At 69.3% G+C, this 7,589-nt stretch carries 9 protein-coding genes and 1 tRNA gene; 7 read left to right on the forward strand and 3 right to left on the reverse strand.

All coding sequences use genetic code 11. The features are described from left to right. Positions 1-85: 85 nt before the first annotated feature. The 6 genes from ehuB to VT50_RS21200 all read left to right on the forward strand — a co-directional run bounded on the left by ehuB (position 86) and on the right by VT50_RS21200 (position 4,307). Positions 86-1,009 (forward strand): ectoine/hydroxyectoine ABC transporter substrate-binding protein EhuB, encoded by a 924-nt coding sequence (gene ehuB / locus VT50_RS21175; protein WP_075200443.1) that lies wholly within the window; start codon positions 86-88, stop codon positions 1,007-1,009. Further along, positions 1,006-1,758 carry an ectoine/hydroxyectoine ABC transporter permease subunit EhuC gene (gene ehuC / locus VT50_RS21180; RefSeq protein ID WP_046088136.1) on the forward strand — a complete coding sequence of 251 codons (753 nt, stop codon included), beginning with the start codon at positions 1,006-1,008 and terminating at the stop codon, positions 1,756-1,758. Before ehuB ends, ehuC begins: the two co-directional genes overlap by 4 nt. Beyond that, positions 1,755-2,405, forward strand: coding sequence for an ectoine/hydroxyectoine ABC transporter permease subunit EhuD (ehuD, locus tag VT50_RS21185; protein WP_046088135.1), 651 nt, complete (start codon positions 1,755-1,757; stop codon positions 2,403-2,405). The genes ehuC and ehuD overlap by 4 nt, the downstream gene beginning before the upstream one ends. Before the next feature lie 22 nt (positions 2,406-2,427). Beyond that, positions 2,428-3,198: an ectoine/hydroxyectoine ABC transporter ATP-binding protein EhuA gene (gene ehuA, locus VT50_RS21190; protein ID WP_046088134.1), complete on the forward strand. Its 771-nt coding sequence runs from the start codon at positions 2,428-2,430 to the stop codon at positions 3,196-3,198. A 213-nt stretch (positions 3,199-3,411) separates the two neighbouring features. Next, complete coding sequence (locus VT50_RS21195) at positions 3,412-4,173, forward strand: IclR family transcriptional regulator (RefSeq protein WP_046088133.1); 762 nt, start codon at positions 3,412-3,414, stop codon at positions 4,171-4,173. A gap of 60 nt (positions 4,174-4,233) precedes the next feature. Then, positions 4,234-4,307 (forward strand) — tRNA-Lys (locus tag VT50_RS21200). 48 nt (positions 4,308-4,355) lie between these two features. Here the strand turns inward: VT50_RS21200 and VT50_RS21205 are convergent. Continuing rightward, positions 4,356-4,598 carry a DUF2277 domain-containing protein gene (locus VT50_RS21205; protein WP_046088132.1) on the reverse strand — a complete coding sequence of 81 codons (243 nt, stop codon included), beginning with the start codon at positions 4,596-4,598 and terminating at the stop codon, positions 4,356-4,358. A 138-nt stretch (positions 4,599-4,736) separates the two neighbouring features. Then, positions 4,737-5,582, reverse strand: a complete 846-nt coding sequence (locus VT50_RS21210) for a 4'-phosphopantetheinyl transferase family protein (protein WP_053048679.1) — start codon at positions 5,580-5,582, stop codon at positions 4,737-4,739. 286 nt (positions 5,583-5,868) lie between these two features. Between VT50_RS21210 and VT50_RS21215 the strand changes: the two genes are divergently transcribed. Continuing rightward, a complete protein-coding gene (locus VT50_RS21215; RefSeq protein WP_046088131.1) occupies positions 5,869-6,780 on the forward strand; it encodes an alpha/beta hydrolase in 912 nt (303 codons plus the stop codon). A gap of 96 nt (positions 6,781-6,876) precedes the next feature. Here VT50_RS21215 and VT50_RS21220 read toward each other — a convergent pair. Then, on the reverse strand, positions 6,877-7,589 hold a 713-nt coding region (locus VT50_RS21220; protein ID WP_143645244.1), incomplete at its 5' end, for a biotin/lipoyl-containing protein.

Raw genomic sequence — 7,589 nt, forward strand, 5'->3', positions numbered from 1 at the left:
TCCCAGGGGACTACCCAGACATCGGCTGTATCAAGGGCCGGAAACGACCTGCATACATTTGGCGGAGTCGGGTAGCCGCGCGCCCATGGCTCCACCACGTGGGAAAGACTCCGAAAGCAGAGAAATGGCAAAAATAGGACCAAGTCGCCGCACTCTCCTCGCTGGCGGTGCGGCCCTGGGTCTGCTGGGCGCCGCCGGCTGCAGCCGGGTGTCCGGCTCCGGCGCCAAGGACGGGGGCAATCTGCTGGAGCGGCTGCGGTCGCAAGGTACGGTCCGGCTGGGAATCGCGGGGGAGATCCCATTCGGCTATATCGACAAGAACGGCGATTTCACCGGCGAGGCGCCGGAGATCGCGAAAGTCATCTTCAAGCGGCTGGGGGTGCCCAAGGTCCAGCCGGTGCCGACCGAGTTCGGCTCGCTCATCCCGGGCCTTCGCTCGCAGCAGTTCGACGTGGTCTCGGCGGGGATGTACATCAACGCCGAGCGCTGCGCCCAGGTGATCTTCTCCGACCCCGACTACCGCATGCGTGACGCGTTCATCGTGCGCAAGGGCAACCCCAAAAACCTGCATAATTACGAAGATATCTTTAAGCAGAAGGCCAAAATGGCCACCGGCACCGCCTACGCCGAGATCGGCTACGCCGAGGACGCCGGGATCAAGCAGAGCGACATGCTGATCCTCCCCGACCAGCTGGCCGGGCTGCTGGCCGTGGAACAGGGCCGGGCCGATGTCTTCGCGGGCACGACCGTGACCGTCCACAACGTGGTGAAGCAGCGGAACAGCCAGCGGGCCGAGGCCACCGAGCCGTTCCAGGCGTATGTCGACGGCAAACCGGACATCGGCGCCGGCGGCTTCGCCTTCCGGCCGGAGGAGACCAAGCTCCGGGACGCCTTCAATGTGGAGCTGCACAAGATGAAGAAGAGCGGCGAGCTGCTGCGCATCGTGCGCCCCTTCGGCTTCACCAAGGAAGAGATGACCGATCTGACCGCCGAGGAGCTGTGCAAATGACAGCCGGGCTGTGGGAAAACTGGCTTCTTCCGGGCGTCTGGATCACCATCCAGCTGACCCTGTACAGCGCGGCCTTCGCCGCCCTCGTCGCGTTCGGCATCGGGACAGCGCGCACCTCGCCGCGGTGGATCGTCCGCTTCCTGACGGGCGTCTACGTCGAGATCTTCCGCGGGACCTCGGCGCTGGTGCTGATGTTCTGGCTGGCCTTCGTGATGCCGCTGGCCTTCGGGTGGCAGCTGTTCCCGATGTGGGCGGCGGTGCTGGCCCTCGGACTCACCTACGGTGCGTACGGCTCCGAGATCGTGCGCGGCGCGATCGCGTCCGTGGCCCCGGCGCAGCGTGAGGCGGCCATCGCGCTCAGCTTCACCCCGGCGCAGCGAATGCGCCGGGTGATCCTGCCGCAGGCGATCCCCGAGATGATCCCGCCGTTCAACAACCTGCTGATCGAGCTGCTGAAGGCCACCGCGCTGGTCTCCGCGGTGAACGTCGCCGACATCACCTTCGCCGCCCAGCTCTCGCGGCTGGCGACCGGTGAGAGCGCGCAGATCTACTCGATCATCCTCGTCCTCTACTTCATCCTGGCCTTCATCCTCACCCGGCTGATGCGGCTGCTGGAGCGGCGCGCCAAGGCGGGCATCGGCCAGGCTCCGGACAAGCGCGGCAAGGGCCCGCTGATCACACGGAAGCTGTCCGCCCGCGAGGAGAGCGAGCAGTCGTCCAACATCATCACGGCGGGAGGTGCCCAGTGAACTGGAACTGGGACGTAGCAAAGGACTTCCTGCCGGATCTGCTCGACGGGCTGGTCATCACGCTGGAGGCGACCGCCCTGGGCTCGGTCCTGGCGTTCGCGCTCGGACTGGTGTGGGCGATGGCCTTCCGCTCGCCGACCCGCTTCGTGCGCTGGCCGGTGGCGGCGGTCGTGGAGTTCATCCGCAACACCCCGCTGCTGGTGCAGCTGTTCTTCTTCTTCTACGTGCTGCCGACCTGGGACATCAAGTTCTCCGCGCTCACCACCGGTGTGATCGCGCTCGGACTGCACTACTCCACGTACACCGCCGAGGTCTACCGGGCCGGTATCGACGGTGTGCCCAAGGGCCAGTGGGAGGCCGCCACCGCGCTCAGCCTCCCGCGCGGCCGTACCTGGATAGCGGTGATCCTGCCGCAGGCGATCCGCCGGGTGGTACCGGCACTGGGAAACTACGTCATCGCGATGCTGAAGGACTCCCCGATGCTCGCGCTGATCGGCGTCGTCGACATGTTGCAGAACGCGCGCTCGGTGGGCTCGACCACCTTCAACTACATCGAGCCCTTCACGATGGTCGGCATCGCCTTCATCCTCATCGCCTATCCGGCATCTCTTCTCATGCGAGCCCTGGAGCGTCGTCTTGGCCACTGAAACCGACCACACGAATCCTGCCGTGGACGGCAGTGAACTGATCCGCTTCGACCAGGTGACCAAGCGCTTCGGCAGCAATACGGTCCTGGACAACCTCGACTTCTCGGTCTCCTCCGGCAAGCATGTCACCCTGATCGGCCCCTCGGGCTCGGGCAAGACCACGATCCTGCGGCTGCTGATGACGCTGATCAAGCCGGACGAGGGCACGATCAAGGTCGACGGCGACTACCTGACCCATGAGGACCGGGGCGGCAAGCTGGTCCCGGCGGGCGAGAAGCACACCAGAGAGGTGCGCAAGAAGATCGGAATGGTCTTCCAGCAGTTCAACCTCTTCCCCAATATGCGGGTGCTGCGGAACATCACCGAGGCCCCGGTGAACGTGCTGGGCCTCGACAAGGACGAGGCCGAGACCCGCGCCAGGGAGCTGCTCGACCTGGTCGGGCTCGGCGACAAGTGCGACGCGTATCCGACGCAGCTGTCCGGCGGGCAGCAGCAGCGGGTGGCGATCGCACGGGCCCTGGCGATGCGGCCGCAGGTGATGCTGCTGGACGAGGTGACATCCGCGCTGGACCCGGAGCTGGTGGCCGGGGTGCTGGATGTGCTGCGTGACATCGCTCACACCACGGACATCACCATGCTCTGTGTCACCCATGAGATGAACTTCGCGCGGGACATCTCCGACGATGTGCTGATGTTCGACTCGGGCCGGGTGATCGAGTCCGGCCCGCCGGAGAAGATCTTCACCGAGCCGGAGCACGAGCGGACGAGGGAGTTCCTGAGCGCGGTTCTCTGACCCTCCGGCCGGGCCGCCCGACCACTGGCGGGCCCGGTCCGGCGCTGCCCCCGCGACCCTCCCGCGGGGGCACGCCATTGTCATATGCCCAGGACATACGCCCCAGCTGACCGGGGCCGATGTGCCCCGGCAATATCCTCAACAGCCGATCCGGATAAGCCCCTTGGCGGTTATCGTGATACAAAGCCACGCCAACCTGCGAGGGGGGAAATCGTGGCGCTCAGGCCCGAGCCGACCGCGCCGTTCCACTCGGTGCAGCACGCCCTCCGCATCCTGGAGGTCGTCGCCAAACACTCGTCCGGCGTCAGCGACATCATGCTCGCCAGGGAGACCCGGCTACCGGCCCACCAGCTCACCGAACTGCTGCGGATGCTGCGCCGCGAGGGCTATGTGGAGCAGATCGCCGACGGCGCCTACGTCGGTGGCAGCGCCCTGACCCTGCTGGGCTCCGCCGCCCCCGAGCGCGACCGCGCCGTCCGGGACAAGCTCCAGCGGTCGCTCATCGCCCTGCGTGACTCGGTGGGCGCGGCGGTCTATCTCAGCCGCTATGTGGACGGCGAAATCAAGATCACGCAGTATGCGGACGGGCCGCGCACCCCCAAGGTCAACGAGTGGGTGGACTTCCGCTCCGCCGCCCACGCCATGGCGCTCGGCAAATGCCTGCTCACCCAGCTCGACCACGACAGCCGCCGCGATCATGTGGCCCGTCACAAGACGGTGCGGCTCACCTCCCGGACCACCACCAACGAGAAGGTGCTGTTCCGCAAGCTGGACAGCCAGCCCGCCACCGTCCCCGTCCTCGACCTGCAGGAGTACGCGGTCGGCACGGTCTGCGCGGCGGTGCCGATCAGTGCCGGGCGCTCGGTGGGCTGTCTGGCCCTCTCCCTCCCCCTGGCCCATGCCCACCGCCTTCGCCAGGCCGCCGACACGCTCAACCGCGAGGCGGCACCGATGCTGCTCTCCCTCTCCATCTGAGCCCTCTGGGCGTGGTCAGAACCACCCCTTGGGACCAGGTAGTATTTACGTTGTCAGCAGGCGCCGCTAGCTCAGTTGGTTAGAGCAGCTGACTCTTAATCAGCGGGTCCGGGGTTCGAGTCCCTGGCGGCGCACAACTGATCAGGCGAATGGCCCGGGTGCTCTTGACAGCCCCGGGCCATTTAGCGTGCTGCCCCTGCCCCCGCCCCTTTTCCTGCCCCGCCGCGCACCTCGAGGGAGCCCAGCAGCTCCTCCGTGGCGGCGGCGATGGCCTCGACGGCCTTGTCGAACGCCTCCGCGTTGTGGGGGGCCGGTTGGCGGAAGCCGGAGATCTTGCGGACGTACTGGAGGGCCGCGGCGCGCATATCGGTCTCGGTGACGGAGTCGGCGTACGGGGGGCGGAGCGTCTTGATGGATCTGCACATACTGACGACGGTACGCCGGGGGTACGACAGGCTGTCGGGGACGCCTGCGGCGGGCTGCTCCCCTCCCCTCCCCGACCCCTCCCCGAAACAAGGGGTGGGGACGACACGGCGGAGGTCGGCGGCCTGTACCAGGGGTGATCACCCCAGAGGCAGACCGGCCAGCGTCACCACCGGACGCGTCACGCCACCGGACGCGGCGTCGCCCCGTGCAGCCACTTCCCCTACGGCTTCCCTTACGGCGACCGCCGCGTAGTAGCCGGGCGGGGCGTCGAGGTCGGCGAAGGCCCAGCCGCGCGGGCCGGGCGGGGCACCGGCCGGGGCCAGGCCCTCGGCGAGCCCGACGTGATGGGCGCCGATCCCGCCCGGCAGCCCGGTGCCGATGCCCTTGAGGTACGCCTCCTTACGGACCCAGCAGCCCAGGAACGCCTCCTCCCGCAGCTCCTCCGGAAGCGCGTCGATCGCCGCCCGCTCCCCGGGGTGCAGCTGCCCCACCAGCCCCGTCAGCCGGTCCCCGACGCGCCGGGGGTCCCGCTCCTCGACGTCGGCGCCGACGGGCGCCCCGGCGACGGCGCACAGGGCCGCGTCCCCGGAGTGGGAGAGGGAGAAGTGCGGCACGTCCCCACCCGCCAGGGCCGGGCGGCCGTGCGGCTTGTCGCAGTCCGGCATGCCGCAGGTCTCCCGGGTGAACTCGACCTCGGCCGGACCGACGCCGAGATAGCCGCCGAGCAGCGTCCGCAGCCCCACATGGGAGGTCACATAGCGCTCGCGCGCCACGTCCGACCGCAGCCGCGCCGCCCGCTCGCGCTCCCGCTCGTCCAGCATGCCGTCCGCGACGGCGGCGGCAGCGGCGGCGTACGGCGGGATCCGCAGCAGCCATACGGCCACCTCGCCGTGCCCTGGCCGGTCCCCGGGGCCGGGCAGGGCACGGACCGGGGCCCACCGCCGGGGCTCGGGTGCGGGCTGGACCGGGCTGGTGAAGGACACTGTTCGGCTTCCCCCGTGCTGACGGCGATATCGGCTGATGATGCGCTCACTGTGGACGTACTGACGGTACAGCGGCGCGCGCGGCGCGCCGTGGCCGCCCCGCCGTCGGAACGCGCCGCCACGACCGCTGCGCACACGCCCAATGCCCGTGCCACAAGGCGGCGTTGCCGATCGCGGACACCCGGTGACTTAGGCCACGTTCAGGTACCCGCCGACGCGGTCACCTGCCCGTCCGCACTACGATCGCGCACGTCCGGGCACGATCGGTGATGGGGGTTTGACGACCATGGCGACGGGATTCCTGGCCAAGGCGGCCTCAGCGGTGACCCTCCCGGTGGCACCGCTGTACGGCGCCTTCCTCTCGTACATGATCTTCCACCCGCCCCGCAGGCCGCATCACAAGACCCCCGCCGACCTGGGGCTGACCAGCACCGACGTCACCGTTCCGCTGGACGGGCAGCGGGGCCGCGGGCTGCATGTCTGGCTCATCCCCGGCGACGCCGAGCGGGTCGTGGTGCTCGGACACGGCCTGGGGCTCAGCAAGTCCGCGAGCCTGGCGCACGCGCGGCTGCTCAGCGAGGCGGGCTATACGGTCGCCATGTTCGACCACCGCAACCACGGTAAGAGCGTCGCGGACCGGGCCGGCTGGGGCATGAGCGAACGGCACACCGACGATGTGGTCGCCGTGGTGCGGCACATGCGGTCGATGGACGAGTACGCCACGGCGCGCATCGCGATCTACGGCTTCTCGATCTCGACCTTCCCCTCCTTCTACATGCTCAAGAGGGAGGACTGCCCGGTCGACGCGGTGGTCTTCGACAGCGGCCCGGCGCTCGAGCTGGCCCCGCTGTTCCGGAACTTCGTCGCGGCCGGAGGGGTGCCGATCCCCGGCCCGCTGGGCGCCGGACCCTCCCGCCCGGTCGTGGAGTCGGTCGCCTCGTCGGCGGCCGTGGCGATGCTGCGGGTGCAGTGGCCGCCGCCGCTCGGGGGCGCGTACGAGCGCACCCCGATGCTCTTCCTGGCCGGTGAGCGCGACACCATGATCCCCGCCTCGGGGGTACGGGCGCTGGCCGAGCGCTATCCGCTGGCCGAGGTGCACACCCTGCCGGACACCGAGCATCTGCAGGGCATCAAGACCCAGCCGGAGACCTACGCGGAGACCGTCCTGGGCTTCCTGGAGCGCACGCTCAAGGACTGACCCCTACGGTGGGCCGGGCCAAGACCAGCCAGGCCCGGCCAAGCCCACCCAGGCCCCGGCAAGCCATGCCCACCGTAAGGACGCCATGGCGCCCGGTCAGTCCTTGATTTCGCAGATGACCGCGCCCGCGCTGACCGAGGCTCCGACGTTCGCGTTCAGGTTCTTGACGGTGCCCGCGCGGTGGGCGTTGATGGGCTGTTCCATCTTCATGGCCTCCAGGACCACGACGAGGTCGCCCTCGGCCACCGTGTCGCCCTCGTCCACGGCGACCTTGACGATCGTGCCCTGCATCGGGGAGGCCAGGGTGTCGCCGGAGGCGCCGGAGCCGGACTTCTTGACCGCCTTGCGCTTCGGCTTCTTCGAGCCGCCCCCAGCGCCCGCGGCCTCCCCGGGCGACACCGCCAGGCCGAGCACCGCCGGGAGGGAGATCTCGAGTCGTTTGCCGCCGACCTCGACGACGACGGTCTCGCGGGCGGTGGACTCTTCGGTGTCGTCGGCTCCGGCGGGGGTGAAGGGGGGGATGGTGTTGTGGAATTCGGTTTCGATCCAGCGGGTGTGGATGGTGAACGGTTCGCTGGTGAAGGCCGGGTCCTTCACCACCGCCTGGTGGAACGGGATCGCGGTGGCCATGCCCTCGACCTGGAACTCGGCCAGCACACGCGCCGCCCGCTGGAGGGCCTGGGTGCGGGTGGCGCCGGTGACGATCAGTTTGGCCAGCAGTGAGTCCCATGCGGGGCCGATGACGCTGCCGGACTCCACGCCCGCGTCCAGCCGCACCCCGGGCCCGGCGGGTGGCACGAAGGAGGTCA

Source organism: Streptomyces antioxidans (assembly GCF_000968685.2).
In the GTDB taxonomy this organism is placed as follows: Bacteria; Actinomycetota; Actinomycetes; order Streptomycetales; family Streptomycetaceae; genus Streptomyces; species Streptomyces antioxidans.